The organism is Roseateles sp. GW821-FHT02E12 (assembly GCF_059421665.1).
In genome coordinates this window covers 2,101,811-2,128,273 of record NZ_JBWKVK010000001.1, presented here as the reverse complement: position 1 = coordinate 2,128,273, position 26,463 = coordinate 2,101,811, and the positions used below count along the sequence as shown (strand labels likewise).

The following is a 26,463-nucleotide window of genomic DNA, read 5'->3' as shown; positions in this document are numbered from 1 at the left end:
GCTTGGCTAGGCCGCGCCGCGCGCCTGCTGGCTGCTGAAATAGGCCACCTTGCGGGCGCGCATCACTTCGCCCAGCGGGCGGTGCGCGGCCAGGGCCTGCCAGGGGTCGAAGACGCCGGCCTCGACGTGGGCGATGAAGTCGGTGTCGGTGGACGGCGCGGCCAGCGTCAACTCGGCCACGTCGACGAAGGGCGCGACGGGTTCGGGCCATTCGACGCTGGCGTCCTCGAGGGGCGTGCGCGCTTCGTCGACGAAGAACTGCAGTTGCAGCCGGTAGGTCAGCGGCCCGGCGGCCGCGTGGGCGGCCAGGTCGCCAGCCCAGTCGCCGTTCACGTCGGCACGCGGCTTGCACCCGGCCGGCGGCAGCAGGCGCAGCTTGACGGCCGCGGGGCCGCAGCTGATGGGCAGCGTGCTGGCGAAGGCCTCGGTGGCAAAGCCCGTGAACGGCTTACCGGCGGTGGCGGCCAGTTTCTTGATCTGCTTGAGCCCGCCCACCAGGCCGAAGGTCTTGAACACCCAGGCCAGCAAAGCGCCCGGGCTGCGGCCGGCGGCCAGCACGAGGCCGAAGAAGTGGCGGCTGTCGGGGAAGGCGAAAGCCGTCTGGTTGATCAGCGACAGGTCCTGATGGTCGGTGCGGCCGCCCAGGGCCGACTCGCCCTCGACACCGAAGACACGCATCGCGAAGCCGCGGATGTCGGGCCGGCGGTTGCTCTGCTTGTCCATCGCGCCGTTGGACAGGCGCACCCAGACCTCGTGCTCACCCGGCGCGGCAAAGAGGCCGTGGCGGGCGTGCTCGGGCAGCCCATCCAGCACGCGCAGCCGGCCGCGCAGGGCGGCAACAGCCTTGCGGTGCAGCGCGCGGCCGGCGCCGAAGCGCTCGTCCTTGCGCTTCTGCATCTCGGCCATGGCCCGCGCTGCCTCGGCGTGTCGGGCGGCCTCGTCGGCCGCGATGACTTCTCTCCATCCGGTGCCGACGCTGCTCATGGTGTGCTCCGACTAGTGTTGGAGGATCTTGGCCAGGAAGTCCTTGGCGCGCGGCGAGCGCTCCTCGGGCTTGGTGAAGAAGTCGGTGCTGCTGCAGTCTTCGACGATCTTGCCGGCATCCATGAAGATGACGCGGTTGCTGACGCGCTTGGCGAAGCCCATCTCGTGGGTCACGCACATCATGGTCATGCCCTCGTTGGCCAACTGCACCATCACGTCCAGCACTTCGCCGACCATCTCCGGGTCCAGCGCCGACGTCGGCTCGTCGAACAGCATGACGATGGGGTCCATCGACAGCGCACGGGCGATGGCCACGCGCTGCTGCTGGCCGCCGGACAGCTGGCCGGGGAACTTGTCCTTGTGGGCAGAGAGACCGACGCGGTCCAGCATCTTCAGGCCGCGCACCTTGGCGTCTTCGGGCGAGCGACCCAGCACCTTGATTTGGGCGATGGTCAGGTTCTCGGTCACCGACAGGTGCGGGAAGAGCTCGAAATGCTGAAACACCATGCCCACGCGCGAACGCAGCTTGGGAAGGTTGGTCTTGGAGTCGGCGATGGAGATGCCGTCGACGACGATGTCGCCCTTCTGGAAGGGCTCCAGCGCGTTGACGGTCTTGATCAGCGTCGACTTGCCCGAGCCCGACGGCCCGCAGACGACAACGACCTCACCCTTCTGGATGGTGGTCGTGCAGCCGGTCAGCACCTGGAAGCTGCCGTACCACTTGGAGATGTTCTTGATGTCAATCATGGCTTGAGACTCCGACGAGCCGCCTCTAGGAGGCTCAGCGCCCCCTCGGGGGGCAGCGAACAAATGTGAACGTGGGGGTACACGTCAATCAGCGAATGATGGCGATCTTCTTCTGCAGGCGGCGCACGAGCTGCGAGAAGCCGAAGCAGATGACGAAATAGACGACGGCGGCGACGAGGTAGGTCTCGACCGGGCGGTTGAAGTTCTTGCCCGCGACCTCGAAGCCCTTCAGCAGGTCATACATGCCCACCGCATAGACCAGCGACGTGTCCTGGAACAGGATGATGGTCTGCGTCAGCAGCACCGGCAGCATGTTGCGGAAGGCCTGGGGCAGCACGACGTAGCGCATGCTCTGGCCGTAGGTCATGCCCACGGCATAGCCGGCGTTCACCTGCCCCCGGGACACGCTCTGGATACCCGCCCGCATGATCTCGGAGTAGTAGGTGGCCTCGAACAGCGTGAAGGTGATGAAAGCCGAAGCCTCGGCGCTCACCGGCGCGATCTTGGGGATCAGCAGGAAGAACCACAGGATCACCATCACCAGCGGGATGGAGCGCAGCGTGTCCACGTAGACCGCCGCCGGCGTTGCGAGCCAGGGCTTGCCGGACAGCCGCATCATCGCCAGCAGGGTGCCGAGGATGATGCCGCCGATCATGGCGACCAGGGTCAGCTTGAACGAGAAGATGAGCCCCTTGAAGACGAAGCTCTGGATGACGGCCCAGCTCAGGAAGGAATAGTCAAGATTCAGCATCACTTGGCTCCCGACTGGCCAGGGATGCGCACCCGCGCCTCGATGAACTTGGCGACACGGTTGACGACGAAGGCAGAGGCGAAATAGAGCAGCGTCACGGGGATGAAGATTTCCTCGAAGTGGGACGTCTCCTCGCCCGCCTGCTGGGCGAACTGGGCCAACTCGGGAATGCTGACCGCGAAGGCCACGGCCGAGTTCTTGACGATGTTCATGCTCTCGCTGGTGAGCGGTGGGATGACGATGCGAAACGCCATCGGCAGCAGAACGAAGCGATAGGTCTGAGGCAAGGTCATGCCCATTGCCAGGCCGGCATAACGCTGGCCGGTCGGCAAGGTCTTGATGCCCGCCTTGACCTGCTCACCGATGCGGGCACTGGTGAAGAAGCCCAGGGCCAGAACCACCAGCACCGACGAAGGTACTTCCTTGAGCACGGGAATGAAGGCCGGCAGCACGTGGTACCAGAGGAAGACCTGCACCAGCAGCGGGATGTTGCGGAAGAGCTCTGTCCAGGCCTCGCCAAACCTCGCCAACCAACGGTTGGGTGCGGTGCGCGCAATGCCGATGAAGGAGCCGATCACCAGCGCAACGAACAGCGCGAGCACCGAGACGCTCAGCGTCCAGCCCCAGGCGTTCAGCATCCATTGCAGATAGGTCTGCTCCTTGCCGCCAGGGCCGAAGCAGCCGGCGACCGCCTCTCCGGTGGCGGTGTCGTTGCAGTAGAACTGCCAGTCCCAACTCATGGCTCTCTCCTCAAGCCTTCTATCTAAAGCAAAGCGGGTGCCAGGCACCCGCTTTGCGGTGGTTCAGAGCAACGCGCGAATCACTTCTTCGCGGCGTAGTCTTCCATCGGCTTGTCGTTGGGGTTGGCCCAGGCGTCCTTGGTCGCAGCGGACAGCGGCAGGCCGATCTTGGTGTTGGTCGGCGGGATGGGCTGCAGGAACCACTTGTCGTACAGCTTGGCCAGCTCGCCCGACTTCATCATGGCCTTGATGCTGTTGTCGACCGCGGTCTTGAAGCCGGGGTCTTCCTTGCGGATCATGATGGCGATCGGCTCGACCGACAGCACCTCGCCGACGATCTTGAAGTCAGCCGGGGCCTTGGACGTGGCGATGTTCTTGGCCAGGATGGAACCATCCATGACGAAGGCATCGGCGCGGCCGGAGTCCAGCAGCAGGAAGCTGTCGGCGTGGTCCTTGCCGAAGACTTCCTTGAAGTCCACGCCGGTGGCGCGCTCATGCTTGCGCAGCGTCTGCACCGAGGTGGTGCCGGTGGTTGTGGCCACCGTCTTGCCGTTGAGCTGGTTGATCGCGGTGATGCCCGAGTTGGCCTTCACCGCGATGCGCACTTCCTCGACATAGGTCGTCACGGCGAAGGCGACGTCCTTTTGGCGGGCGGCGTTGTTCGTGGTGGAGCCGCACTCCAGGTCGACCGTGCCATTGACGGTCAGCGGGATGCGGTTGGCCGACGTGACGGGCTGGTACTTGACCTCGATCTTGCTGCCCAGCTGCTTGCGCAGGTCGGCAATGACGTGCTCGCAGACGTCGATGTGATAACCGACGTACTTGCCGTCACCAATGGTGTACGACAGACCGGAGGATTCGCGCACGCCCATCGTGATTGAGCCGCTGTCCTTGATCTTCTTCAGCGTGTCTTCGGCATGCACGGCGGTGACGCCGGCCATCAGGGCTGCGACGAGCAAAACATTCTTCATGGAGACTCCAACAACAGGAAGTGGATATCGATAACAGCCGTGAGCAGACCACGGCGCGCACTCAGCTCGAATACGGGTTTACACGATGCATGCGCAAGCGGGATGGGGTCATGCCGCGGACGCAAGATAGTCCCAGAGCGCTTGGGCTGCGGGCTTCTGGCGGCGCGACATCTCGGGTCGCTCGCGATAGATGCGCAGCTCCATGCTGACGCTGAAGGTGCCCGACGCAGCGGCCGGCACGAGGCGCCCACTGGCCAGTTCCTTCTGCACGGAGCTGGCGGGCAGGAAAGCGAATCCGTGGCCTTCCAGCGCCATCGCCTTCAAGCCCTCGGCCATGTCGGTCTCGTAGATGGCGTCCAGGTTCAGCGCGAAGTCGGCTTCCTTGACGATGAGCTCGACCAGGCGGCCGAGATAGGCGCCAGCGGCATAGCTCAAGAAAGGGATCTTTTGGCCGGCCCGGCCCGGCAGGCGGAACATCGGCTCGCCCTGGCTGTCGGCCCTGGCATACGGCGACAAGGTCTCGTGGCCCAGCGACACCATCTGATAGCGCTCCGGGTCCAGCTGCAACGGCTGGCTGGCGTGGTGATAGACCAGCAGCAGATCGCAATTGCCTTCACTGAGCTGCAGCATTGCGTCATGCACGTTGGCTGCATTGAGCCGGCACTTGATGGCGCCAAAGCCACGGCGCAGGCCCATCAGCCAGTGCGGGAAGAAGGAGAACGCCAGCGAATGCGGCACGGCGAACTCGATCATGTCCTGGTCGGCCGCCTGGTGGCTGCGCAGCATGTTGCGCGTCGATTGCAGGTTGCCCAGCAACTCGACGGCCTGGGCCAGCAAGGTGGCGCCAGCGGCTGTCAGCCGCGTCGGATAGGACGAACGGTCAACCAGGTCGACCCCGGCCCAGGCCTCTAAAGCCTGGATGCGCCGCGAGAACGCCGGTTGGGTCACATGGCGCAGCTGGGCGGAGCGGGAAAAGCTGCGCGTCTCGGCCAGGCTGACGAAGTCTTCAAGCCATTTGGTTTCCACCCAAGGCAGTGTAACCAAGGGTCCCGGCGCGTCGCCGGCACCCGTCCGCCCCGTGATTTCCCGCACAGGCTCCAAATCACCCCCCTAAGCGCGGTCTCACGGCCTCCAGGCCCCCTCAACTGAAGGGGCGCGGCAGCGCCCGGTATGAGAGTGCTTGTTTACAGTCCCGACCACAAACCCAACTCGAACCCTGGACGGAGAACGCCATGCGCACGACGAGCAAACTTCTGGCACTCGCCTTGACGGCAACTATGCAATCGGCCATGGCCGGCGCGGTCTTCCTGGATTTCGAGGATCTGGCGGCCACCGCCCATCTCCCCGCCATCTACAAAGGCGTCAATGTCGACGGCGCTGCTTGGGGCGCCACGTCGGCGACTGCCGTCTGCCATGGCAGCATCAGCTTCACTCGCACCAACAGTTGCGGCGCGCTCTGGCTGGCCAAGCAACCCAACATCGGAAAGACGAACAAGGGTGAGTCGCTGACGCTGAGCCTGGCCGATGGCTTCATCGATGCGCTGTCCTTCGTCTTTTCTGCCAGCAACAGCGGGTCAAAACTAGCGGTTCACGTCTACGACGCTGCAGGCAACGAACTGGGAACGGGTCTGGACAACTTGGCTGGCACCGGTGGCAGTGGCGGCTTCCTTTTCAGCAATTGGTCGAACACGGTTTCGCTGAGCTTCACCGGCGTGGCCAGCTCCGTCATCTTCACCGGCCTTGACCAAGCCTTCCTGATTGACGATCTGCGCTTCACGACACCCGCTGCCAACGGTCGCCTGCCCGAGCCGACCAGCGTCGCGCTGGTGCTCGGCGCCCTGGGCGCGCTGGGCTGGGCCCGCAAGCGCGCTGCTCGCTGAGCTTCACGCCTCCTCAAAAACGACCGCCGCGGCGGTCGTTTTTCTTTTCCGGCGCACACATTGAAGCGCGACCGGGCGACTTGAATCGCCACAGTCCGTCCTTATAATCCTGGACTGCTAGCACTCGATGCGATTGAGTGCTAACGAAATCGGGTCGATTCCGCGGCCCCATTTTTCGGCGAGCCGCCCAGCGTTGCGGCCGCTTCGGTTCCAACTCTCAAGGAGATTCCATGAAACTGCGCCCCCTGCACGATCGCGTGATCGTTCGCCGTCTGGAGCAAGAAACCAAGACCGCCTCGGGCATCGTCATCCCCGACAACGCCGCCGAGAAGCCCGATCAGGGTGAAGTCCTGGCCGTCGGCCCGGGCAAGCGCAATGACAAGGGCGAGTTCGTGGCCCTGAATGTCGTCGTCGGCGACCGCGTTCTGTTCGGCAAGTACTCGGGCCAGACCGTCAAGGTCGATGGCGACGAATTGCTGGTCATGCGCGAGGAAGACCTCTTCGCTGTGGTGCAGAAGTAATGTCTTGCGGGACAGACCGAAGCGCTTAGCGCGAGCTCTGTCCCCGACTGACTCAGAGAAATTGTCTCTGACCCCAATTTAAGTATTCGGAGAATCAAATGGCAGCAAAAGACGTGATCTTTGGCGGCGAGGCACGTGCCCGCATGGTTGAAGGCGTGAACATCCTGGCCAACGCGGTCAAGGTGACCCTGGGCCCCAAGGGCCGCAATGTGGTGCTCGAGCGCTCCTTCGGCGCCCCCACCGTGACCAAGGACGGCGTGTCCGTGGCCAAGGAAATCGAGCTGAAGGACAAGCTGCAGAACATGGGCGCGCAGATGGTCAAGGAAGTTGCTTCCAAGACGTCTGACAACGCCGGTGACGGCACCACGACCGCCACGGTCCTGGCCCAAGCCATCGTCCGCGAAGGCATGAAGTACGTGGCCGCCGGCATGAACCCGATGGACCTGAAGCGCGGCATCGACAAGGCGGTCACCGCCCTGGTCGCCGAGCTGAAGAAGGCCTCCAAGGCCACCACCACCTCCAAGGAAATCGCTCAAGTCGGCACGATCTCGGCCAACAGCGACGTGGAAGTGGGCCGCATCATTGCCGAAGCAATGGACAAGGTTGGCAAGGAAGGCGTCATCACCGTCGAAGACGGCAAGAGCCTGGACAGCGAACTCGACGTCGTCGAAGGCATGCAGTTCGACCGCGGCTACCTGTCGCCCTACTTCATCAACAACCCCGAGAAGCAAGCCGCGCTGCTGGACAACCCGTTTGTCCTGCTGTTCGACAAGAAGATCTCGAACATCCGCGACCTGCTGCCCACGCTGGAGCAAGTCGCCAAGGCTGGCCGTCCGCTGCTGATCATTGCCGAAGAAGTCGAAGGCGAAGCCCTGGCGACGCTGGTGGTCAACACCATCCGCGGCATCCTGAAGGTCGTCGCCGTCAAGGCGCCTGGCTTCGGTGACCGTCGCAAGGCCATGCTGGAAGACATCGCCGTCCTGACGGGCGGCAAGGTCATCGCCGAAGAAGTCGGCCTGACGCTCGAGAAGGTCACGCTGGCTGACCTGGGCCAGGCCAAGCGCGTCGAAGTGGGCAAGGAAAACACCACCATCATCGACGGCGCCGGCGCTGCGGGCGACATCGAAGCCCGCGTCAAGCAAGTGCGCATCCAGATCGAGGAAGCCACCAGCGACTACGACCGCGAAAAGCTGCAAGAGCGCGTGGCCAAGCTGGCCGGCGGTGTTGCCGTCATCAAGGTCGGTGCTGCCACCGAAGTCGAGATGAAGGAAAAGAAGGCCCGCGTCGAAGACGCGCTGCACGCCACGCGCGCAGCCGTTGAAGAAGGCATCGTGGCTGGTGGCGGCGTCGCGCTGCTGCGCGCCAAGCAAGCTGCTGGCGCCATCAAGGGCGACAACGCCGACCAAGACGCCGGCATCAAGCTGGTGCTCAAGGCCATCGAAGCCCCGCTGCGCGAGATCGTCTACAACGCCGGTGGCGAAGCCTCCGTCGTCGTGAACGCCGTGCTGGCCGGTTCGGGCAACTACGGCTTCAACGCCGCCAACGACACCTATGGCGACATGATCGAAATGGGCATCCTGGACCCGACCAAGGTGACGCGCACTGCCCTGCAGAACGCCGCTTCGGTCTCGTCGCTGATGCTGACGACCGAAGCCATGGTCGCCGAGTCCCCCAAGGACGACGCAGCCGGCGGCGGCATGCCTGGTGGCATGGGCGGCATGGGTGGCATGGGCGGCATGGACATGTAAGTCCACGCCGGCGACACACCCGTCGCTGACGAACGAAGGGGCTGCTCAGGCAGCCCCTTTTCTTTTTGCACGTCCGAACCGGCCTTAGTCGTTAGCGCGCGCGGCCGAGCGCTTCAGCGTGTAGCTCAGCCCGATGCCGTAGCTGGCGCCCGTCATCTGCCGCACCAGCGGGCTCTCGCGGTTCGCCGCACCGGCCAGGCTGTCGAAGCGGCCGAAGGCGTAGACGCGCAGGTCTGGCGTCAGGCTCGTCGTCAGGCTGCCGCCAAGCCGCCAGGCGATCAGGCCGGCACGCGCGTCGAACGCCGGCCGGTCCGGCCGGGCCTCACCGGGCGCCACACCATAGAAGGTCGAGCCCAACCGGCGGTCGCCGAACAGCGCGCCAACGCTCAACCCATACCCCCACCCGTCCGCCTTGGGGCGGTACTGCCAGCTCAGCCTGGGCTCGAAGCTCATGCCCCGATGCCGGCTGGGGTTGCGCGCCTCGAACACCCCGCGCAGCGGCAGATCGAGGGTGATGCGCTCGCCGGCGCCGCGCCCGTTCACGAACCAGCGCGCCACCGGCCCTGCCTCCACCAACGTGCCCAGCCGCGCCATGCCCTCGCGCGCCCGCAGCGATTCGGAGCCCGAACTCAGCGACCCCGAGAACGACACATCCAGCTCGAAGTGTTCCGTGCGCACCGCGCGCAGGCCGGCGCCGTCGCCATCCGCGCGCAGCACCTTGCCGCGGTAAACCAGGTAGGGCAGCGCCAGCGCGCGGCGGACCTGCTGATCCGACCCCGGATAGGCCTGCTGCGAGACGCCGGCGGCTGCGATGCCGATCTCCCACAAGGGCAGGTCCTCGCGCTTGGGTGCGGATTCGTCGGCCTGAGCGCCAGCACCGATGAGGCTGAGCAGAAGAACGAAATGCTTCATGGACGATGCGGGAGTGGAGCGCCGCGCATCATGCCGTTAGTTGGGCGAGCAGCTCGTCGGCAAAGCGGCCGGCGTCGCACAGGGGGCTGGCCGCCATGCGCTCGCGCAAACTGGCGCGCAACGCAGCCAGGCCCACGCGGTCCCGTGAGTGCTGCTCAGCCAGGCGCGCAAAGTCGCCCGCGTCCGCCGCAACCCAGTCCTGCGCCAGGCCAAGCGTCTGCATGAAGCTCAAGCCCTGGCGCGAGATCGGTGCCGGCCCAGGCAACGTCAGCACCGGCACGCCCATCCACAACCCGTCCAGCGTCGTCATGCCGCCGCTGTGCGGGAAGGGGTCGAGGGCGATGTCGATGCGGCCGAAGGCGGCGAGGTAGTCGGCCAGCGGGCCTGGGCCTTCCAGATCCAGCCGCGCCGCATCGCCAGGCCAGCGGCCGAGCAGCGCTGCGCGCTCGGCCGCATGCTGCAGGCCCGGCGCTTTCAGCAGCAGCCGGCTGCCAGGCACCGCGTCCAGCACACGGGCCCAAAGCGCCAGCACCTCGTCGCCCAGCTTGTGCAGCGCGTTGAAGCTGCCGAAGCAGAAACCGCCATCCCGCCGCGCAACGGCGGGCGCATCCGGCGATGGCGCGTAGACCGTGAAGCTCTGCGGCAACCGCCGCAGCGGTTCAACGAAGCCGGCCTCGGCACCGTCGGGCAACAGCCAGCGGTCGCCGATGAACCCGTCCATCTCGGCCAGCCCCGTGCTGGCGGCATAGCCCAGCCAGCTGAACTGGCGCGGCGCAGGCCGGCGCGCGAACACGCCCAGGCGATGCCCGCCGGTGTGGCCGTTCAGGTCGACCAGCACATCAATGCCATCGGCCGCGATGCGCGCTGCCAGTGCCGCATCGTCGAGATCCGTCACGCCGAGCCAATGCGGCACCGCCGCGCGCAGCCGCTGCGTCAGCGCGTCGTCGGCGCGCGAGTTCGCGTAGACAAACAGTTCGCAGCGCTGCGCCAGCGCCGGCAACCAGGCCTCGGCCAGGTGCCCTACCGGGTGGCCGCGCAAGTCGGCAGACACCAGACCCACGCGCAAGGGCCCAGCTGGCCGCGCCGGGCGTTGTAGTTGCGGCGCGCGCACGACACGGCCGAAAGCCTCGGCCTCGGTCCGCAGGCCCCCGGCCTCGTCGGCGCTGGTTTGCCGGTAGCTGCGCAGCAGCAGCCGGTCGCTGCGCGCCGTCGTCAGCGCCGGGTCCAGGTCGATGAGGCGGCTAAACACCGCGTCCGCCTCGTCCAGCGCACCTTGCCGTTTCAGGGCCTGGGCGAGATTGCTCAGCGCCTGGCGCGACGAGGGCGTCTCGGCCAGGGCCTGTCGGTAGCTGTCCACAGCCTCGCCGAAGCGCCCGTCCTGCAACCTCAACCCGCCCAGATTGGCCAGCACGGCCGCGCGGCGTTCGCCGTCAACGCCCGCGGCCAGCGCAGCGCTCAACACGGCTTCGCCGCGCTCGGGTCGCAGTACCGCCAGATTGCAGGCAGCTTCCGCATGGCCGGCGTCCCGGGCCAGCACATGCTCCCAGGCATCGGCCGCGCCCACCACGTCACCCGCATCGTTGAGCAGATTGCCCAGCATGAACCCGGCCTCGACGCGATCCGGCGCCAGCGCCACGGCTTCGCGCAGCTGCGTCACGGCCTCGGCGGCGCGGCCGGCTGCGGTCAGTGCCGTGGCGGCGTGCAGGCGCAGGCCGGCGTCAACGGGCCGCGCGGCGATGGCACGCCCAAAGGCATCGGCCGCCTCGTCATGTCGCTCCAGGGCCAGCAACGCGCGTGCGCGGTTGCCAAGCGCCGCGCTCAGCCCTGGCTGCAAGGCCAAGGCGACGTCGAAAGCGGCCAACGCCTCGGCCGGTTGGCGCAGCGCCAGCAGCGCGTTGCCGAGGTTGTTGTGTGCACCCGCCAGCCGGGGTTGCAGGCTCAGCGCCTGCTCGTAGGCGGCACGCGCCTCATCCCAGCGGCCGCGCGCCGCCAGCAAAGCGCCCAGGTTGGCCGCCAATTCCGCGTCGCCTGGCAGCAACGCCATCGCGCGGCGCAGCGCGGGCAGCGCGTCCTCGCCGAGCATCTGCTGGGCCACGGACAGCGCTTTCCACAGGTCACCGTCCTGCGGCTGCTCAGCAAGCAGGGCTCGCGCCTGTGCGGCCATCTCGGCATGTCGCCCAGACTGGAAAAGCGTGAAAAGGTTCTGAAGTCTGGCGTTTGCCATGCGGTTCGGGGGTGGGTAAGAGTGGGCAACACGCCGGGGCGCACCAGCTTGGCGCCAGATAATCTCATCTCGCCGCCCCAATGCATCCATGCTTTCCAGCCTGCATCCCCACGACCTGCTTGACCACGCACTGACCGAGGCCGGGCCTCTTGCGCGTGAACTGCTGAACGTGGTGCATGACGAACTCGATGCCCAGCCCCAGCACTACCCGCTGCGCGAGGCCTGGCGCAAGGTGCGCGCCCATTTCGCCGCCGACTTCGAAGGCAAGCTCATCGAGCTGCTGCAGGCCGGCCGCCGCGGCGAAGACCCGTTGCACCGCGCCCCGCTGCAGCTCGGCGGCCTGGAAAGCCTCAGCCTCGTGGACGAACACCAGGCCCTGCAGGACGTGGCCATCGCCCACGTTGCCCATACGGCCGAGGACTTGAACCGGGCCGAACTGCATCAGATCGGCAACTTCTTCGCCGCACTGCGCGGCACCGCCCGGGCCCGCGAACGCGACAACCCGCTGCGCCCCGCCCTCTACGCCCACGCGCTGCACCATGCGCTGGCGTCCAGCCCGCTCGGCGCGCAGACCCAGTACGAGCTGATGCGCGTGGCCGCAACGCCGCTGGCCCGCGCCCTGCACCGCCTCTACGCCCAGATCTGCGCCACGCTGCGCGACGCCGACATCAGCGACATGGTGGCCTCGCACGGCCATGCCCAGACCGATCCGCTGGCTCACCAGCGCCTGGCGGCCGCCCGCGGCGTTGGCCAGCGGCCGGCGAACCACGGCACGCTGGACGGCCTGTCACGCCGCGTTGAGGTCATCAATTCCCGACCGCAGGGCCTCGCGCCCCTGACGCAGCGTGACCCGCTGGCACCGGCCCCCTTCGTGCGCACGACCGGGCCGGACATGCTGAGCCGGCTCTACGACCAGATCCTGGCCGACCCGCGCCTGCTGCCGCCGCTCAAGGCCCTGCTGGCGCGGCTGCAGATCGCCGTCGTGCGCCTGGCGCGCAGCGACGCGATGCTGCTGCGCCGCCAGGACCACCCCACCTGGGCGCTGCTGAACCGCGTCGCCTCCCACGGCATGGCCTTCGACCGCGCCGACGACCCGCGCTTCGTGGACTTCCTGCGCTTCATGGAAGCCGAGGCCCAGCTCCTCGTCGACGCACCGACACCGACCGCCCTGCTCTTCCAGCAAGTGCTGGCGCGCGTCGATGCCCGCATCGACACGCAGGCGCGCCAGAGCGGCGAGCTCAATGCCGTTGCCCTGGCCGCGCTGGAGCGTGAGCACCTGCGCAACGACTGGCGCGACCTGCTGCGCGAGCAGGTCGACCACCAGATCGCGGACTCGCCGCTGGGCCCGCGCATGCACCGCTTCCTGCAGACGAGCTGGGTCGACGTCATCGTCACCGCCATGGTTCGCCACGGCCGCGATTCGCGCGAAGCCCAGGCCGCAATGGAAATGGTCGACGCCGTGCTCGACAGCCTCATCACGCCGCGCGACACGGCCGACCGCGAGGCGCTGCGCATGCGCCTGCCGGTGCTCATCGAACGCCTCGTCACCGGCTGCGACAGCATCCAATTGCCCGAGGCCAAGCGCGAGCCGCCCCTCAGCGAGCTGATGGCCCAGCATTCCCGCCTGCTGCGCGGCCTGCCGGCCGTGGATCCGGCCGAACGCCGCGCCAGCCCACCCAAGCCGGCGGCCACCTCCAGCGCCGCGCCGGCCTCGGCCGATGAAATCGTGCAGCGGCTGATGGAAGAGCGCGACTCCCAGGTGCCCTCGCACTGGCTGAGCGCCGACGTCGACCGTGGCGAGCTGCCGACCGTGCCGGTGCAGCTCTACAACGAGCATGACTCGCCCGACGCCCGCGCCGCGCTTCAGCGCTGGATCGAAGGCCTGCAGATCGGCCGCTGGTTCCACATGTTCATCCAGGGCGACTGGCACACCGCGCAGATCGCCTGGATCGGCGAAGGCCGCCAGTTCATGCTCTTCGTCGGCCGCGAGGCCGACGAGCGCCTGCCGCTGACGCGCCGCGCGCTGGAGGCCTTGCTGGCCAACGGCCTCATCACGGCACTGGAGGACGACAGCGTCGTCCAGCGCGCCGTCGATACGCTGATGAGCGATCTCGACGGCGGCTGAGCCTCAATCGGCCGGTTGAACCGGCTCGTCCGCCGGCTCCGCCGATGCCGCTTCAGGCAACCGGTGCGCCAACACCCATTCGCGCAGCGCAATCGCCACGTCGCCGACACCGCTCTTCTTCAGCGCCGAAAACAGCGTCACGGCCACGTCGGACTCCTCGGTCGTCATGCCGGCCAGGAACTCCGTCGTCGCGCGCAAAGCCGCGTCGGCCTCCTTGCGGTTGAGCTTGTCGGACTTCGTCAGCAGCACCAGCAACCGGATGGAACCGCTGGCGACGCGGGCGGCAACGAACTCCAGCAGTTGCTTGTCCAGGTCGGTCAGCCCCAGGCGCGAGTCGACCATCAGCACGACGCCAGACAGGCTGCGGCGCACCTCCAGGTAGTCGGCCATCACCTTCTGCCAGCGCAGCTTGGCCGCCTTGGCCACGGCCGCGTAGCCATAGCCGGGCAGGTCGGCAAACAGGGCGTCGGCGGCGTCCTTGGGGCCCAGCTCGAAAAGGTTGATGTGCTGGGTGCGGCCGGGCGTCTTGGACGCGAAGGCCAGGCGCTTCTGCTGGGCCAGCGTGTTGATGGCAGTGGACTTGCCGGCGTTGGAGCGGCCGACGAAGGCAATCTCCGGCAAATCGGTGGCGGGCAGGTGCACGAGCTGGCTGGCGGTGGTCAGGAAACGCGTGGTGTGCGTCCAGGCCAGAGCCAGTTTCTCGGTGATCTTCTCAGGGGTGGCTGCAGCCTCGGGAATCGTGTCGGTCATGGGTGTGTCTGAGGCTTTGGTGGGGCATTGTAAAATTCTGAGGTTGCGCCCAACGAAACCTCATAAATCCATGAAGACTGTCGCCTTCCTCCTGTCGAGTCTGCTGCTGGCCGCCACGGCTCATGCGAACGAGCCTGCTGCCGCTCCGGCCAAGCCCGACCTCGCCAAGGGTGGCGCCATCTCTACCCAGGTCTGCGCCGCCTGCCACACGGCCGACGGTTCGCGCGGCAGCCCGGCCAACCCCATCCTGCAGGGCCAGCACGCCGAGTACCTGGCCAAGCAGCTGACCGAGTTCAAGTCGGGCAAGCGCAAGAACGCCGTCATGAGTGGCATGGCCGCCCCGCTGTCTGAGGAAGACATCCGCAACGTCGCCGCCTTCTACGCGGCCAAGACCGCCAAGCCGGGCTTCGCCAAGAACAAGGACACCGTCGCCCTGGGCGAGAAGATCTACCGCGGCGGCATCGCCGAGCGCAACGTGCCGGCCTGCGCAGGCTGCCACAGCCCGACCGGTGCCGGCCTGCCGGCCCAGTACCCGCGCCTGTCGGGCCAGCACAGCGACTACGTTGAAGCCCAGATGACGGCCTTCCGTGGCGGCGCCCGCGCCAACGGCCCCATGATGGTGGCCATCGCCGCCAAGATGAACGACAAGGAAATCAAGGCCGTGTCCGACTACATCGCCGGCCTGCGCTGAACCTCACGCAAGCCTCGAGGAACGAAGGCCGGTGATCCCCACCGGCCTTTTTTATTGATCGCTGATGTCCACCGCCGCTTCTCGCTCATCGCCCGCCCGCGAACTGCTGGACCTGTTCTCGTCCATGCGCTTCGCCATCACGCTGCTCAGCGTGATCTGCATCGCCTCCGTCATCGGCACGGTGCTGCGCCAGAGCGAGCCCATGGGCAACTACATCAACCAGTTCGGCCCCTTCTGGGCCGAGGTGTTCGGCAAGCTCGGCCTCTACACGGTCTACAGCGCGACATGGTTCCTCGTCATCCTGACCTTCCTGGTCGTGTCGACGAGCCTGTGCATCGCGCGCAACGCGCCCAAGATCCTCGTCGACCTGCGCAGCTACAAGGAAGGCGTGCGTGAGCAGTCGCTGCAGGCCCACCACCACAAGGCCATCGCCGAGTTGCCCAGCAACCCGCAGATGGCCCTGGCCGAGATCGGCGCGACGCTGACCCAGCTCGGCTGGAAGGCCCGCGTGCAGCAGCGCGACCACGGCACCATGGTCGCGGCGCGGCGCGGCGCGGCCAACAAGATCGGCTATCTGTCGGCCCACTCGGCCATCGTGCTCATCCTCATCGGCGGCGTGCTGGACGGCAACGCCATGGTCAAGCTGGCCATGTGGGCCCAGGGCAAGCAGCTCTACACGGGCTCGGGCTTCGTGTCGGACATCAAGCCCGAACATCGCCTCTCCACCGGCAACCCGAGCTTTCGCGGCAATGTCTCGGTCGCCGAGAAGCAGCGCCAGGGCATCGCCGTGCTCAGCCTGCCCAACGGCGTCGTGCTGCAAGACCTGCCCTTCGACATCGAGCTCAAGAAGTTCAACGTCGACTACTACCCCACCGGCATGCCCAAGAGCTTCGCCAGCGACATCGTCATCCACGACGGCGGCGCAACGCGCGAGGCCACGGTCAAGGTCAACGAGCCCGTCATTCACAAGGGCCTGGCCATCTACCAGAGCAGCTTCGAGGACGGCGGCAGCAAGCTGCAGATCAAGGGCTTCCCGCTGAACAGCGCCGGCACGCCCGTCAAGCTCGAAGGCCGCGTCGGCACCAAGCTGGGTTTCGGCGAGCAGACGCTGGAACTCGATGGCCTGCGCGTCATCAACGTCGAGAACCTCGCGGGCGACGGCAGCAACGCCAGCGGCGCCGACGTGCGCAAGGTCGACCTCGGTGCCACCCTGGGCAAGCACCTGGGCAGCGGCGCCAAGGGCGACACGGCCAAGTCCCTGCACAACGTCGGCCCCAGCTTCAGCTACAAGCTGCGCGACACCGCCGGCCAGGCGCGCGAGTTCAACAACTACATGCTGCCCGTCGAGCTGGACGGCCAGAAGCTCTTCCTCGCCGGCGTGCGCGACACCCCGGCCGAAGCTTTCCGCTACCTGCGCATGCCGGCCGACGAGAACAGCGAGCTGGCCGGCTGGCTGCGCCTGCGCCAGGCCCTGGCCGACCCGGCCCTGCGCGACACCGCCGCGCAGCGCTACGCATTGGCAGCCACACCGCCCAACCAGCCGCAGCTGACGCCGCAGCTCAAGCTCACCGCCCAGCGCGCGCTCACGCTCTTCTCGGGCGCCGCCGCCAAGCCGGGTGACGAGGTGAAGGGCGGCCTGCCCGCGCTGTCGCAGTTCATCGAGCGCGACGTGCCCGAATCCGACCGCCAGCGCGTCTCCGAGGTGCTGCTGCGCATCCTCAACGGCAGCCTGTTCGAGCTGCACCAGATCGCCCGCCAGCACGCCGGCCTCAAGCCCGCCACCACCGACGCGGCCAGCCAGAGCTTCATGACCCAGGCCGTGCTGTCCCTGTCCGACAGCCTCTACTACCCGTCGCCCGTGCTGCTGCAGTTGCAGGATTTCGACCAGGTGCAGGCCAGCGTCTTCCAGGTCGCCCGCGCGCCGGGCCAGAAACTGGTTTACCTGGGCGCCCTCTTGCTCATCGTCGGCGTCTTCGCCATGCTCTATATCAAGGAGAGGCGGCTGTGGATCTGGATCGCGCCCAGCGCCGACATGGGGGGCTCGCAAGTGCGCATGGCCATGTCCAGCACGCGTGAATCGCCCGACAACGCTACGCTCTTTGCCCAGCTCAAGGCTGCAGTGCTCAAGGATCACACATGAACACGACCACCTTCGACCTGCCGCGCCGCCACGCGCTGCAGCGCCGTGACGCCCTCGACTGGGTCTTCGCCGCCCTCGTGTTGCTCGGCGGCGGCTATGCCTTCAGCCGCTATCACGCCAGCATGGACGGCTACGAGCAGGGCATCCTGTTGTGCGCCATGCCCGCGCTGATCGCGCTGGGCTGGTTCTGGAAGCCGCTGCGGGCCCTCAGCCTCGCGGCCGGCGCGGCCACGCTGCTGGCCATCGGCCTGTACGGCCAGCACACCGACGGCTTCGGCGCCGACCTCGCCGCGGGCGAGCAGGTCTTCTGGCTCAAGTACATGCTGTCCAGCCAGAGCGCCATCCTGTGGATGAGCCTGCTGTTCTACATGAGCATGCTCTTCTACTGGGGCGGCTTCTTCACCGGCGCCGGGCGCAACAGCGTGGCGGAGGTCATCGGCTCCAAGCTGGCCTGGGGCGGCGTCTTCATGGCGCTGGTCGGCACGCTGGTGCGCTGGTACGAAAGCCACCAGATCGGTGCCGACATCGGCCACATCCCCGTCAGCAACCTCTACGAAGTCTTCGTGCTGTTCTGCTGGATGACGACCCTCTTCTATCTCTACTACGAGCAGCGCTTCGCCACGCGCTCGCTGGGCGCCTACGTGATGCTGGTCGTCAGCGGCGCGGTCAGCTTCCTGCTCTGGTACACGCTGGCCCGCGAGGCGCAGGAGATCCAGCCGCTGGTGCCGGCCCTGCAGAGCTGGTGGATGAAGATCCACGTGCCGGCCAACTTCGTCGGCTACGGCAGCTTCGCGCTGGCGGCCATGGTGGCCCTGGCCTATCTGCTGAAGACGGCCAACACGCGCGCGCTGTGGACGGGCCTGGTGGCGATGCCGCTGGGCGTCATCGCCCTGATCCTCGCCGTGCGCTTCGGCGCCTCGGTGGACGCCGCCACCGTCGCCGGCCTGGACGGCTGGGCGCGCAAGATCGCTGGCGTCGCCGCCTTCCTGGCCCTTGCCGTTGCGCTGCGCAGCCACCTGACCGCGCGCCTGCCTGATGTCGTGCAGCTCGACGACCTCATGTACAAGTCCATCGCGCTGGGCTTTGCCTTCTTCACCATCGCCACCATCCTCGGCGCCTTCTGGGCCGCCGAGGCCTGGGGCGGCTACTGGAGCTGGGACCCGAAGGAAACCTGGGCGCTGATCGTCTGGCTCAACTACGCGGCCTGGCTGCACATGCGGCTGATGAAGGGCCTGCGCGGCGCCGTGTCGGCCTGGTGGGCGCTTGTCGGCCTGCTGGTGACGACCTTCGCCTTCCTGGGTGTCAACATGTTCCTCTCGGGCCTGCACAGCTACGGAACCCTTTGATGAGCCCCTCGTCCAAGGCGTACCTTGGCCGGTCCCCCGCGGGGACGGCGATGCTTGCCGGATCGACCGGCAAGCACATCGCCAGGACGGACCGGCTTGGGAGCGGCCCGGCGCTCGGTCCGCAGAAGCCGCACCGCAAACACCGCACGACGGGCAACTGAAGTGCTGGACCGCGAGCCCTGGACCCAGGCCTCGCCGGCCATCGCGGCAGCCATTCCCGATCTGTGCTTCCTGATCGGCCCCGACCTGCGCTTCGTGGCCTGCAACCACCCCGAGCACGCCGACCTGCACGCGCCTTGGGCGACGCTACAAGGCCGCTCGCTGCACAGCGCCGGCCCGCCGGCCCTGGCGCGGAAGGCCGCAGCGGCCTGCACCGCGAGCCCCCAGCGGCTGCGCTACGCGCTGCGCACGCAGGGCGGCCGCATCGCCCGCTTCGAGGCCAGCATCGCGCCTCTGCCGGACGGCGCCGGCTGGCTCTACGTTGCCCACGACCTCGGCACCGCTGACGCAGAACAGGCCCGCTATGCCCGCGCCATGCAGGGCGCGGCCGATGGTCTTTGGGAATGGGACATCGCCGCCGACAGCGAATACCTGTCGCCACGCGCCCTGGCCCTGCTGGGCCGGGATGGCCACCGCTTCGCTGAGCATCTGCACACCGACGACCAAGGCCAATGGCGCGCCGCGCTGCAGTCCCATCTGCGCCATGGCGCGCCGCTCGACATCGACGTGCGCCTCGCTGGCCCCGCGCCTCGCTGGCTGCGCTGCCGCGGCTGGACGGAGCGCGACGCGCGGGGCCAGCCGGCGCGCGTGCTCGCCACGCTGTCCGACGTGACCGTCGCCAAGTTCACCGAGCAGGCGCTCACCGACAGCCAGTCCAAGTTCCGCGCCCTCTTCCACACGGTGCCGGTCGGCATCGCGTTGATCGACGTCGCCAGCGAAACCGTCATCGAGTCCAACGACGAACTCGGCCGCCTGCTCGGCTGGCCGACGCTGTCCGTCGTCGGCCAGACCGCCACGGCCCTGGGCCTGGCGCCACTGCCGGGCGTGGATGGCCGCACTGAGATCGACGACCGGGAACTGCTGCCCATCTCCGGCTGCCACCTGCATGCCAAGCTGGTGGCCGAGCCGGTGGAGCTGCGCGGCCGGTCGCTGCTGCTGTGCGCCGTTGTCGACATCTCCGTGCAGGTCGACGCCGAGGCCGCGCTGTCGGCCCTGGCCAAGCAGCTGATGGACCAGGAACGCCGCACCACGCAGAACCTCGCCCAGGCGCTGCACGACCAGCTCGGCCAGACGCTGACCGCGCTGCGCCTGACGCTGGACCTGGGCGCGGCCGACTCGCGCCAGCAGGCCCAAGGCCTCATCGACCAGGCCCTGCGCGAGGTGCGCCAGGTGCTCGTCGACCTGCGCCCGCCGCTGCTGGAGGACGAGGGCCTCGCTGCGGCGCTGGACAACGAGCTCGCCCAGCGCCGCGCGCTGCACCCGGGCGTGCGCCTCGTGCTGGACGTCGAAGACGCGTTGCTGCAGCAGCGCCTGCCGGTCCAGGTCGAGTACGCTCTCTTCATGATTGCCCGTGAAGGCCTGGAGAACGCGCTGCGCCATGCCGAGCCCGCCCACGTCGAGGTGAGCCTCTACGGCTTTCCGGACGAAGTCGAGCTCGGCGTCGCCGACGACGGCTGCGGCCTGGACGACGACTTCGAGCACCGCCCCGGACACCTCGGCCTGGTCGGCATGCGCGAACGTGCCCGTGCCATCCGCGCGACGCTGGAGCTGGGTCCGCGCGAAAGCGGCGGCACCCAGCTGACGCTGCGCTGGCAGGCACCGGAATGACCCAACGCGCCCGCGTCTACCTCGTCGACGATCACGCCATGGTGCGCCAGGGCCTGCGCGCTCTGCTCAGCGAGGCTGGCCATGACGTCGTCGGCGACAGCGGCGACATCACCGCGGCGCTGGCCGACTTGCAGCAACTCGTGCCCGACGTCGTCCTCGTCGACCTGTCGCTGGGCGAGCGCTCCGGCATGGAGCTGCTGGCCGAGCTGCAGCGCCGCCACCTGCCCACGCGGCCGCTGGTGCTGACGATGTCGGCCCAGCCCCGCCACGTCGGCATGGCGCTCAAGCTGGGTGCGGCCGGCTATGTGCTCAAGGGCTCGCCGTCGGAGGAGCTGCTGCAGGCCATCGAGGCCCTGCGCGCCGGCCGCCGCCACCTCGGCGACGGCGTGGCCGAGCTGGCCGCCCGGGCCCTGGCCCAGGGCGACGGCGAAGACCCTTTCTCCAGCCTGTCGGTGCGCGAGCGCCAGGTCGTCATCATGGTCGTCGACGGCCACTCCAGCAGCGAGATCGGTACCGCCCTGCACCTGTCGCCCAAGACGGTGGACAGCTACCGCAGCCGGCTGATGGCCAAGCTCGGCGCCGCCGACGTGACGGCCCTCGTCAAGCTGGCGTTGCGTCACGGCCTGATCAGCAACGACACCTGAACACGGGGCTGCACAGGCCCCCTGACAGCCGGGATCAAGAACTCCCCGCATCGCTCCGGGGTGGGCCCGCCTAGATTGCTGACACCGGCCACCCGGCCGCCGAAAGCCAGCAATGCCCACACCCCAACGCCCCGAGGCCAGCCATGCGGGCCCATGAACTCCCCGCCAACGAGGCCGAGCGGCTGCAGTGCCTGGTCGAGCTGGGCCTCAGTCGCCCGCCCGCCCAGCCCGAGCCCGACGCCGTGCTGGACGGCCTCGTGCGCTGCGCCGCTCACCTGTTGGGCTATCCCATCGCGTTGATCAGCCTGGTCGGCGAACGCCGCATGTGGTTCAAGGCCCGCTACGGCACCGAGGCCGTCGACGGCGAGCGCGACCAGTCCTTCTGTGCCCACACCATCCTCGGCGAGACGCTGTTCGAAGTGGCCGACGCCCACGCCGACCCGCGCTTTGCCAACAGCCCCTGGGTCACCGGCGAGGCCAACGACGGGTTCCGGCTGCGCGCCTACGCCGGCCTGCCCATCCGCATGGGCGGCCTGACGCTGGGCGCGCTGTGCGTGGGCGACACCGTGCCGCGCCGCCTGGACGCCGTGCAGGCCACGCTGCTGGCCGATATCGCCAACGCCGTCGGCGCCTGGTTCGCCCATCGCCGCGAGCATGTCGACCTGCTCGCCAGCCGCGCCCATCTGCAGCAGCAGGCCGAACTGCTCGGCCGCCTTAGCAGCGAGACGCCCGGCATGCTGTTCCAGTACCGCAGCCAACCCGGCGGGGGCGGCCAGCTCGGTTTCGTCAGCGACAGGTTCGAACATGTCTTCGGCGCCGCCGCGCCGCTGCGGCCGGAGGGCCTGCGCGCCTTTGCCGAGCGCGTCCACCCCGACGACCTGCCCGGCCTGCTGGACGGCATGCGCCAGGCCGAGGCCACCCAGCAGCCCTGGCAGCGCCTGTTCCGCGTCTGCCTGCCCGGCGCGGACAGGCCGGCCTGGCGCTCCGGCCGCGCCAGCCCCTCGGCGCAGCCGGACGGCAGCGTGCTCTGGCATGGCTTCATCGCCGACGTCGACGAGCACATCGAGATCGAGAACCTGCGCCGCGACAAGCTGGCCGCTGAAGCAGCCAGCGCCACCAAGAGCGCCTTCCTGTCGCGCGCCAGCCATGAGCTGCGCACACCGCTCAACGCCGTCCTCGGCTTCAGCCAGCTGCTGCTGCTCAGCACCGACGAGCCGCTGACACTGCGCCAGCAGGAACGCATCGAGTGGGTGCTCAACTCCGCCAAGCGCCTGCATGAACTCGTCGACGGCCTGCTCGACGTCGAGCGCGGCCAGGGCGGCGGCCGCAACCCAGGCCGCGACGCCGGCCCCGACGCCTTCACGCTGCTCTACATCGAGGACGAGCCGCTGAACACCTTGCTCGTGCAGGAGGCCCTGCGCGACCGCCCCGACTGGCGCGTGCTGCATGCCGGTGACGGCCACAGCGGCCTGGCGCTGGCCAGGACGCGCAAGCCCGAAGTGGTGCTGACCGACATCAACCTGCCGGGCCTGTCGGGCCTGGACGTCGTCAAGGAGCTGCGCGCAGACGCAGCCCTCGCCGGCACGCTGTGCATCGCGCTGTCGGCCGACGCGACGCCGGGCCAGATCGAGCGGGCCATGCAGGCCGGCTTCGACGACTACTGGACCAAGCCCCTTGATGTGCTCGAGCTTCCCGGCCGCCTGGCCGACGCGCTTGCGCAGCACGGCGGCCGCTGACCGGATCTCAGGGAGAGAACATGATGAACACCGTCACCCGCGCCAGGCTTGTCACGCCTTCACGCCTGGGCCGCCCCACCCGGCGCCCGCCGGCGGCAGCCGCTGCCGCCAGCGCGCCGGCCACGCGCACGCGCCTCATCCACCTGCTCGTCGTCGACGACGACCTCGCCACCATCGAGTACCTGGGCCAGCTGCTCAAGGGCTTCGCGCAGATCAGCTTCGCCACCAATGGCGAGGACGCGCTGCGGCTGGCGGAGCTGCACCACCCCGACCTCGTGCTGCTGGACGTCGAGCTGCCCGACCTCGGCGGCTTCGAAGTCTGCCGGCGGCTGCGCGCGGCGCCGGCCCTGCGCGACATCCCCGTCATCTTCGCGAGCAGCCACTGCGACGCGGCCACCGAGGTGGCGGCCCTCAAGCTGGGCGCCGACGACTTCCTGCGCAAGCCCTTCGACGACGTGCAGGTGCTGGCGCGGCTGCGCACCCAGTTGCGCGCCACAGCCACCAACTCCGCCAGGCCCGAGGCCACGGCCAGCGGCCCGGCGCGCATCCTCATCATCGACGACGACACCACCAGCATCCAGCTCGTGCGCAGCCTGCTGGCCGATGTCGGCGAATGCCACTTCGCATTGAACGGCGCGCAGGCCCTGGCACTGGCCGGCGAGCTGCAGCCGGACCTCATCCTGCTGGACATCGACCTGCCCGACAGCGACGGCTTTCGCGTCTGCAAGCAGCTGCGCGCCGACCCCGGCCTGGGCCAGGTGCCCATCATGTTCCTGACTCAGTCCAGCACCATCGGCCACGAGGCCCGCGCGCTGGCCCTGGGCGGCGACGACTTCGTGCGCAAGCCCTTCAGCGCGCCGGTGCTGTGCGCCCGCGTGCGTCGCCTTGTCGACCGCAAGCGCTCGCAGGGCGGCCGGCTCGATCCGGCCGGCGATGACCAGGCCGAGCACGAGCGCGCGCAGGCCCGGCAGCGCCGCCTGGACGAGGCCGCCATCGCACGCCGCGCGACCGCGTCCATGCTGTCCTACATCGCCCACGAGATCGGCAACCCCGTCAACGTCATCAAGGGCTTCGCCCAGCTGATGCAGGGCGAGCATCTGTCGACCGGGCAGGCCGAGAAGCTCTCCCACATCCTCGACGCCGTCGGCCGGCTGGGCGGGCTGCTGGCGGAAGTGACCGACGTCGCGCGCATGGAGTCAGGCCAGTTCGTCGTCGAGCTCGGCGATGTCGACGCGCGGGAAGTGGCCACCCAGGCCTGCGCGCAGATCGAGACCCAGGCCGCCCAGGCCGGCATACGCCTCGCCGCGCCGCCGCCGACGCCCCACATGTCCGTGCGCGCCGACGCGCGCCGGCTGCGCCAGTGCCTGGACAACCTGCTGTCCAACGCCTTGAAGTACGGCGGCAACAGCAACCATGGCGGCCCCGGCATCGAAGTCGAGATCCAGGCCCGCGGGGACGACATCGCACTGACCGTGCAAGACCACGGCTGCGGCCTCAGCGAGGAGCAGCTCACCCATCTGTTCGAACCCTACAACCGCCTCGGCCGCGAGGGCGGCGCCATCCCCGGCACGGGCCTGGGCCTGATGCTCACGCGCGACCTCGTGCAGAACATGGGCGGCCAGCTGCTCGTGCACAGCAAGCCCGGTCGCGGCTGCCGCTTCGAGATCCTGCTGCCCGCCAGCCAGCCGCCAGCGAACTGAACATTCGAATTGACTCACTGTCGCCGCGTGGCCCCACAATGTCCTGCGCCATGCCATTGACCGTACCCAGCCCCATCCGCTCCGCCGCGCCCAGCCCGTTGGCCAGCCGGCTCGATGGCCTGCTGCCTTCGCTGGCAGATGCCCGCCTGCTGCTCGTCGACGACGACCCCGGCATGATCCAGATGCTCGGCCGCCTGCTGTCGGGCTACAGCCAGTTGCGCTTCGCGACGGACGGCGAACAGGCCCTGGCCATCGCGCAAACCTGGCAGCCCGAGCTGGTACTGCTGGACGCCGAGATGCCCGGCCTCGACGGCTTCGAGGTCTGCCGCCGCCTCAAGGCCGACCCGCTGCTGACCGAGGTGCCCGTCATCTTCGTGACCCAGCACACCGATGCCCGCGTCGAGTCCGCCGTCTTCGAGCTCGGCGCGGCCGACTTCGTTGCCAAGCCCGTTGCCGGCCCGGCGCTGCGCGCCCGCGTCGCCATGCAGCTGCGCCTGTACCGCACCGCCCAGCGCCTGGTGCGCCTGGCGCGCCGCGACGCGCTGACCGGCCTGGCCGAGCGCGCCCAGTTCGACGACGAGCTGGACCTGGAATGCCGGCGCGCCCGCCGCAGCGGCCAGCCGCTGGCACTGCTGCTGGCCGGCATCGAAGGCCTGGCCGCCTACCAGCAGCGCCACGGCCGCGGCGCCGCCGACAACGCGTTGCGCCATGTCGCCGGCGTTGCCCAGCAGGTGCTGCAGCGGCCGGCCGACCTGGTGGCCCGCCATGGCGATGACGTCTTTGCGCTGCTGCTGCCCGACACGACCGCCGCCGGTGCCGTGGCGCTGGCCGCGCGGCTGCGCCAGGCCCTGGCGGCTGACGGCCCCGACGGCCTCACGCTGGCGCTGGGCATCGGCCTGCTGGCCACCGGCGCGGGCGACCCTGCCGCCGCCGCACAGGCCGCGCTGGCGGCTGCGCGCGCCAGCGCCCCGGGCGGCGTGCAGCTCTGCACCGCCCTGCCCGGCGGCGGCCATGAAGCCCCTGTGCCGGCCTGATGCCATGAAGACACCCACTAACACCGCGTGGCCCACCGACATCGACACGCGCCAGAGCCTGCTCGTCGTCGACGACGACGCTGCCAGCGTGCAGGTGCTGGCGCGCATGCTGAGCGGCCTTGGCGAGCTGCGCTTCGCGCTCTCCGGCGAAGACGCGCTGCGCCTGGCGCGCGAGAGCCCGCCCGACCTCGTTCTCATCGACGCCGAGATGCCTGGCCTGAGCGGCCTGGAGGTTTGCGCCGCGCTGCGCGCCGACCCGCTGCTGGCCGACCTGCCCATCATCATCGTCACCGGCCACACCGAGGTGACGGCCGAGGTGGCCGGCTTTGCGGCCGGCGCATCGGACTTCATCCGCAAGCCACCGGTCGCTGAGGTCGTCGTCGCGCGCGCCCGCACCCAGCTGCGCCTCAAGGCCTTGGGCGATGCCCTGCGCGCCTCGGCGTTGACCGACGGCATGACCGGCCTGGCCAACCGCCGCCGCTTCGACCAGGACCTGCGCGTCGAATGCGAGCGCGCCCGCCGCGGGCACGACAGCCTGGCCCTGCTGCTCATCGACGTCGACCACTTCAAGCGCTTCAACGACCGCTACGGCCACGTCTCCGGTGACGCCTGCCTGCGCGAGGTCGCCACCGCCATCCGCAACTGCATCCGCCGCCCGGGTGACCTGGCAGCGCGCTACGGCGGCGAGGAATTCGCCGTGCTGCTGCCGCAGACCGACGCGGCGGGCGCGCGCGCCATGGCGCAGCGCATCGTCGATGCCGTCGCCGCGCTTGCGTTGCCGCACGTCGACGCGCCGCCAAGCCGCCTCGTCAGCGTCTCGGTCGGCTGGGCCGCGGCCCGGCCCGATGCCGACGCCAGCGTCGTGCAGACGCGCGGTGAGGCCCTGGTCGAGGCAGCCGATCGCCTGCTCTACGCCGCCAAGGCGGCCGGCCGCGGCCGTGTCGGCGAAGCTGCTGCGGCCGGCGCGTGATCGTGCGCCGCGCGCCCCCTGT

22 protein-coding genes are annotated in these 26,463 nt (G+C 68.8%); 13 read left to right on the top strand and 9 right to left on the bottom strand.

Going from position 1 to position 26,463, the window contains the following annotated elements:
* Positions 1-6: 6 nt before the first annotated feature.
* The 6 genes from AC07V5_RS09945 to AC07V5_RS09920 form a co-directional block, all read right to left on the bottom strand.
* On the bottom strand, positions 7-984 hold the full coding sequence (locus AC07V5_RS09945) for a catalase family protein (protein WP_495115489.1): 978 nt from the start codon (positions 982-984) through the stop codon (positions 7-9).
* A gap of 12 nt (positions 985-996) precedes the next feature.
* Complete coding sequence (locus tag AC07V5_RS09940) at positions 997-1,731, bottom strand: amino acid ABC transporter ATP-binding protein (protein WP_495115488.1); 735 nt, start codon at positions 1,729-1,731, stop codon at positions 997-999.
* An 88-nt stretch (positions 1,732-1,819) separates the two neighbouring features.
* Positions 1,820-2,482 (bottom strand): amino acid ABC transporter permease, encoded by a 663-nt coding sequence (locus AC07V5_RS09935; RefSeq protein WP_495115487.1) that lies wholly within the window; start codon positions 2,480-2,482, stop codon positions 1,820-1,822.
* Complete coding sequence (locus AC07V5_RS09930) at positions 2,482-3,222, bottom strand: amino acid ABC transporter permease (protein WP_495115486.1); 741 nt, start codon at positions 3,220-3,222, stop codon at positions 2,482-2,484. The genes AC07V5_RS09935 and AC07V5_RS09930 overlap by 1 nt, the downstream gene beginning before the upstream one ends.
* Positions 3,223-3,302: 80 nt before the next feature.
* Entirely contained in the window at positions 3,303-4,193 is an 891-nt protein-coding gene (locus AC07V5_RS09925) for an amino acid ABC transporter substrate-binding protein (RefSeq protein ID WP_495115485.1), read from the bottom strand.
* Between the two features lie 108 nt (positions 4,194-4,301).
* The gene (locus AC07V5_RS09920; RefSeq protein WP_495115484.1) at positions 4,302-5,219 is read right to left on the bottom strand and encodes a LysR substrate-binding domain-containing protein; all 918 of its coding nucleotides are present in this window, start codon (positions 5,217-5,219) and stop codon (positions 4,302-4,304) included.
* Positions 5,220-5,425: 206 nt separating this feature from the next.
* Between AC07V5_RS09920 and AC07V5_RS09915 the strand changes: the two genes are divergently transcribed.
* The 3 genes from AC07V5_RS09915 (at position 5,426) to groL (ending at position 8,342) form a co-directional block, all read left to right on the top strand.
* The gene (locus tag AC07V5_RS09915; RefSeq protein WP_495115483.1) at positions 5,426-6,073 is read left to right on the top strand and encodes a PEP-CTERM sorting domain-containing protein; all 648 of its coding nucleotides are present in this window, start codon (positions 5,426-5,428) and stop codon (positions 6,071-6,073) included.
* 230 nt (positions 6,074-6,303) lie between these two features.
* On the top strand, positions 6,304-6,594 hold the full coding sequence (locus tag AC07V5_RS09910; protein WP_056202831.1) for a co-chaperone GroES: 291 nt from the start codon (positions 6,304-6,306) through the stop codon (positions 6,592-6,594).
* Between the two features lie 98 nt (positions 6,595-6,692).
* Positions 6,693-8,342 (top strand): chaperonin GroEL, encoded by a 1,650-nt coding sequence (gene groL, locus AC07V5_RS09905; protein ID WP_495115482.1) that lies wholly within the window; start codon positions 6,693-6,695, stop codon positions 8,340-8,342.
* 84 nt (positions 8,343-8,426) lie between these two features.
* On the opposite strand, the gene AC07V5_RS09900 is transcribed toward groL, so the two are convergent.
* Both AC07V5_RS09900 and AC07V5_RS09895 read right to left on the bottom strand, forming a co-directional pair.
* Positions 8,427-9,254, bottom strand: a complete 828-nt coding sequence (locus tag AC07V5_RS09900; protein WP_495115481.1) for a MipA/OmpV family protein — start codon at positions 9,252-9,254, stop codon at positions 8,427-8,429.
* Between the two features lie 28 nt (positions 9,255-9,282).
* Positions 9,283-11,418 carry a tetratricopeptide repeat protein gene (locus AC07V5_RS09895; RefSeq protein ID WP_495115480.1) on the bottom strand — a complete coding sequence of 712 codons (2,136 nt, stop codon included), beginning with the start codon at positions 11,416-11,418 and terminating at the stop codon, positions 9,283-9,285.
* 148 nt (positions 11,419-11,566) lie between these two features.
* Between AC07V5_RS09895 and AC07V5_RS09890 the strand changes: the two genes are divergently transcribed.
* Complete coding sequence (locus AC07V5_RS09890; RefSeq protein ID WP_495115479.1) at positions 11,567-13,603, top strand: DUF1631 family protein; 2,037 nt, start codon at positions 11,567-11,569, stop codon at positions 13,601-13,603.
* 3 nt (positions 13,604-13,606) lie between these two features.
* On the opposite strand, the gene yihA is transcribed toward AC07V5_RS09890, so the two are convergent.
* Positions 13,607-14,353 (bottom strand): ribosome biogenesis GTP-binding protein YihA/YsxC, encoded by a 747-nt coding sequence (gene yihA, locus AC07V5_RS09885; RefSeq protein WP_495115478.1) that lies wholly within the window; start codon positions 14,351-14,353, stop codon positions 13,607-13,609.
* 70 nt (positions 14,354-14,423) lie between these two features.
* Here yihA and AC07V5_RS09880 point away from each other — a divergent pair, with 70 nt between their 5' ends.
* From AC07V5_RS09880 to AC07V5_RS09840, 9 genes are all read left to right on the top strand, one after another.
* Positions 14,424-15,044: a c-type cytochrome gene (locus tag AC07V5_RS09880; protein ID WP_495115477.1), complete on the top strand. Its 621-nt coding sequence runs from the start codon at positions 14,424-14,426 to the stop codon at positions 15,042-15,044.
* 64 nt (positions 15,045-15,108) lie between these two features.
* Complete coding sequence (locus AC07V5_RS09875; protein ID WP_495115476.1) at positions 15,109-17,184, top strand: cytochrome c biogenesis protein ResB; 2,076 nt, start codon at positions 15,109-15,111, stop codon at positions 17,182-17,184.
* Positions 17,181-18,530: a c-type cytochrome biogenesis protein CcsB gene (gene ccsB / locus AC07V5_RS09870; protein ID WP_495115475.1), complete on the top strand. Its 1,350-nt coding sequence runs from the start codon at positions 17,181-17,183 to the stop codon at positions 18,528-18,530. The genes AC07V5_RS09875 and ccsB overlap by 4 nt, the downstream gene beginning before the upstream one ends.
* Positions 18,531-18,692: 162 nt before the next feature.
* Complete coding sequence (locus tag AC07V5_RS09865) at positions 18,693-20,357, top strand: PAS domain-containing sensor histidine kinase (RefSeq protein WP_495115474.1); 1,665 nt, start codon at positions 18,693-18,695, stop codon at positions 20,355-20,357.
* Positions 20,354-21,001 carry a response regulator gene (locus AC07V5_RS09860; RefSeq protein WP_495115473.1) on the top strand — a complete coding sequence of 216 codons (648 nt, stop codon included), beginning with the start codon at positions 20,354-20,356 and terminating at the stop codon, positions 20,999-21,001. Before AC07V5_RS09865 ends, AC07V5_RS09860 begins: the two co-directional genes overlap by 4 nt.
* Before the next feature lie 143 nt (positions 21,002-21,144).
* Positions 21,145-22,737: a hybrid sensor histidine kinase/response regulator gene (locus AC07V5_RS09855; RefSeq protein ID WP_495115472.1), complete on the top strand. Its 1,593-nt coding sequence runs from the start codon at positions 21,145-21,147 to the stop codon at positions 22,735-22,737.
* Between the two features lie 23 nt (positions 22,738-22,760).
* A complete protein-coding gene (locus AC07V5_RS09850; RefSeq protein WP_495115471.1) occupies positions 22,761-24,437 on the top strand; it encodes an ATP-binding response regulator in 1,677 nt (558 codons plus the stop codon).
* 50 nt (positions 24,438-24,487) lie between these two features.
* Complete coding sequence (locus AC07V5_RS09845; protein WP_495115470.1) at positions 24,488-25,471, top strand: GGDEF domain-containing response regulator; 984 nt, start codon at positions 24,488-24,490, stop codon at positions 25,469-25,471.
* 4 nt (positions 25,472-25,475) lie between these two features.
* The gene (locus AC07V5_RS09840; RefSeq protein WP_495115469.1) at positions 25,476-26,441 is read left to right on the top strand and encodes a diguanylate cyclase domain-containing protein; all 966 of its coding nucleotides are present in this window, start codon (positions 25,476-25,478) and stop codon (positions 26,439-26,441) included.
* Positions 26,442-26,463: the final 22 nt, after the last annotated feature.

What these genes read in the sequence shown, in the direction of transcription:
- AC07V5_RS09875 (WP_495115476.1), top strand. Translation starts at nt 15,109, where the DNA reads ATGTCCACCGCCGCTTCTCGCTCATCGCCCGCCCGCGAACTGCTGGAC.
- AC07V5_RS09880 (WP_495115477.1), top strand. Translation starts at nt 14,424, where the DNA reads ATGAAGACTGTCGCCTTCCTCCTGTCGAGTCTGCTGCTGGCCGCCACG.
- groL (WP_495115482.1), top strand. Translation starts at nt 6,693, where the DNA reads ATGGCAGCAAAAGACGTGATCTTTGGCGGCGAGGCACGTGCCCGCATG.
- AC07V5_RS09910 (WP_056202831.1), top strand. Translation starts at nt 6,304, where the DNA reads ATGAAACTGCGCCCCCTGCACGATCGCGTGATCGTTCGCCGTCTGGAG.
- yihA (WP_495115478.1), bottom strand. Translation starts at nt 14,353, where the DNA reads ATGACCGACACGATTCCCGAGGCTGCAGCCACCCCTGAGAAGATCACC.
- AC07V5_RS09840 (WP_495115469.1), top strand. Translation starts at nt 25,476, where the DNA reads ATGAAGACACCCACTAACACCGCGTGGCCCACCGACATCGACACGCGC.
- AC07V5_RS09855 (WP_495115472.1), top strand. Translation starts at nt 21,145, where the DNA reads ATGCGGGCCCATGAACTCCCCGCCAACGAGGCCGAGCGGCTGCAGTGC.
- AC07V5_RS09860 (WP_495115473.1), top strand. Translation starts at nt 20,354, where the DNA reads ATGACCCAACGCGCCCGCGTCTACCTCGTCGACGATCACGCCATGGTG.
- ccsB (WP_495115475.1), top strand. Translation starts at nt 17,181, where the DNA reads ATGAACACGACCACCTTCGACCTGCCGCGCCGCCACGCGCTGCAGCGC.
- AC07V5_RS09935 (WP_495115487.1), bottom strand. Translation starts at nt 2,482, where the DNA reads ATGCTGAATCTTGACTATTCCTTCCTGAGCTGGGCCGTCATCCAGAGC.
- AC07V5_RS09850 (WP_495115471.1), top strand. Translation starts at nt 22,761, where the DNA reads ATGAACACCGTCACCCGCGCCAGGCTTGTCACGCCTTCACGCCTGGGC.
- AC07V5_RS09945 (WP_495115489.1), bottom strand. Translation starts at nt 984, where the DNA reads ATGAGCAGCGTCGGCACCGGATGGAGAGAAGTCATCGCGGCCGACGAG.
- AC07V5_RS09925 (WP_495115485.1), bottom strand. Translation starts at nt 4,193, where the DNA reads ATGAAGAATGTTTTGCTCGTCGCAGCCCTGATGGCCGGCGTCACCGCC.
- AC07V5_RS09890 (WP_495115479.1), top strand. Translation starts at nt 11,567, where the DNA reads ATGCTTTCCAGCCTGCATCCCCACGACCTGCTTGACCACGCACTGACC.
- AC07V5_RS09940 (WP_495115488.1), bottom strand. Translation starts at nt 1,731, where the DNA reads ATGATTGACATCAAGAACATCTCCAAGTGGTACGGCAGCTTCCAGGTG.
- AC07V5_RS09900 (WP_495115481.1), bottom strand. Translation starts at nt 9,254, where the DNA reads ATGAAGCATTTCGTTCTTCTGCTCAGCCTCATCGGTGCTGGCGCTCAG.
- AC07V5_RS09915 (WP_495115483.1), top strand. Translation starts at nt 5,426, where the DNA reads ATGCGCACGACGAGCAAACTTCTGGCACTCGCCTTGACGGCAACTATG.
- AC07V5_RS09845 (WP_495115470.1), top strand. Translation starts at nt 24,488, where the DNA reads ATGCCATTGACCGTACCCAGCCCCATCCGCTCCGCCGCGCCCAGCCCG.
- AC07V5_RS09895 (WP_495115480.1), bottom strand. Translation starts at nt 11,418, where the DNA reads ATGGCCGCACAGGCGCGAGCCCTGCTTGCTGAGCAGCCGCAGGACGGT.
- AC07V5_RS09930 (WP_495115486.1), bottom strand. Translation starts at nt 3,222, where the DNA reads ATGAGTTGGGACTGGCAGTTCTACTGCAACGACACCGCCACCGGAGAG.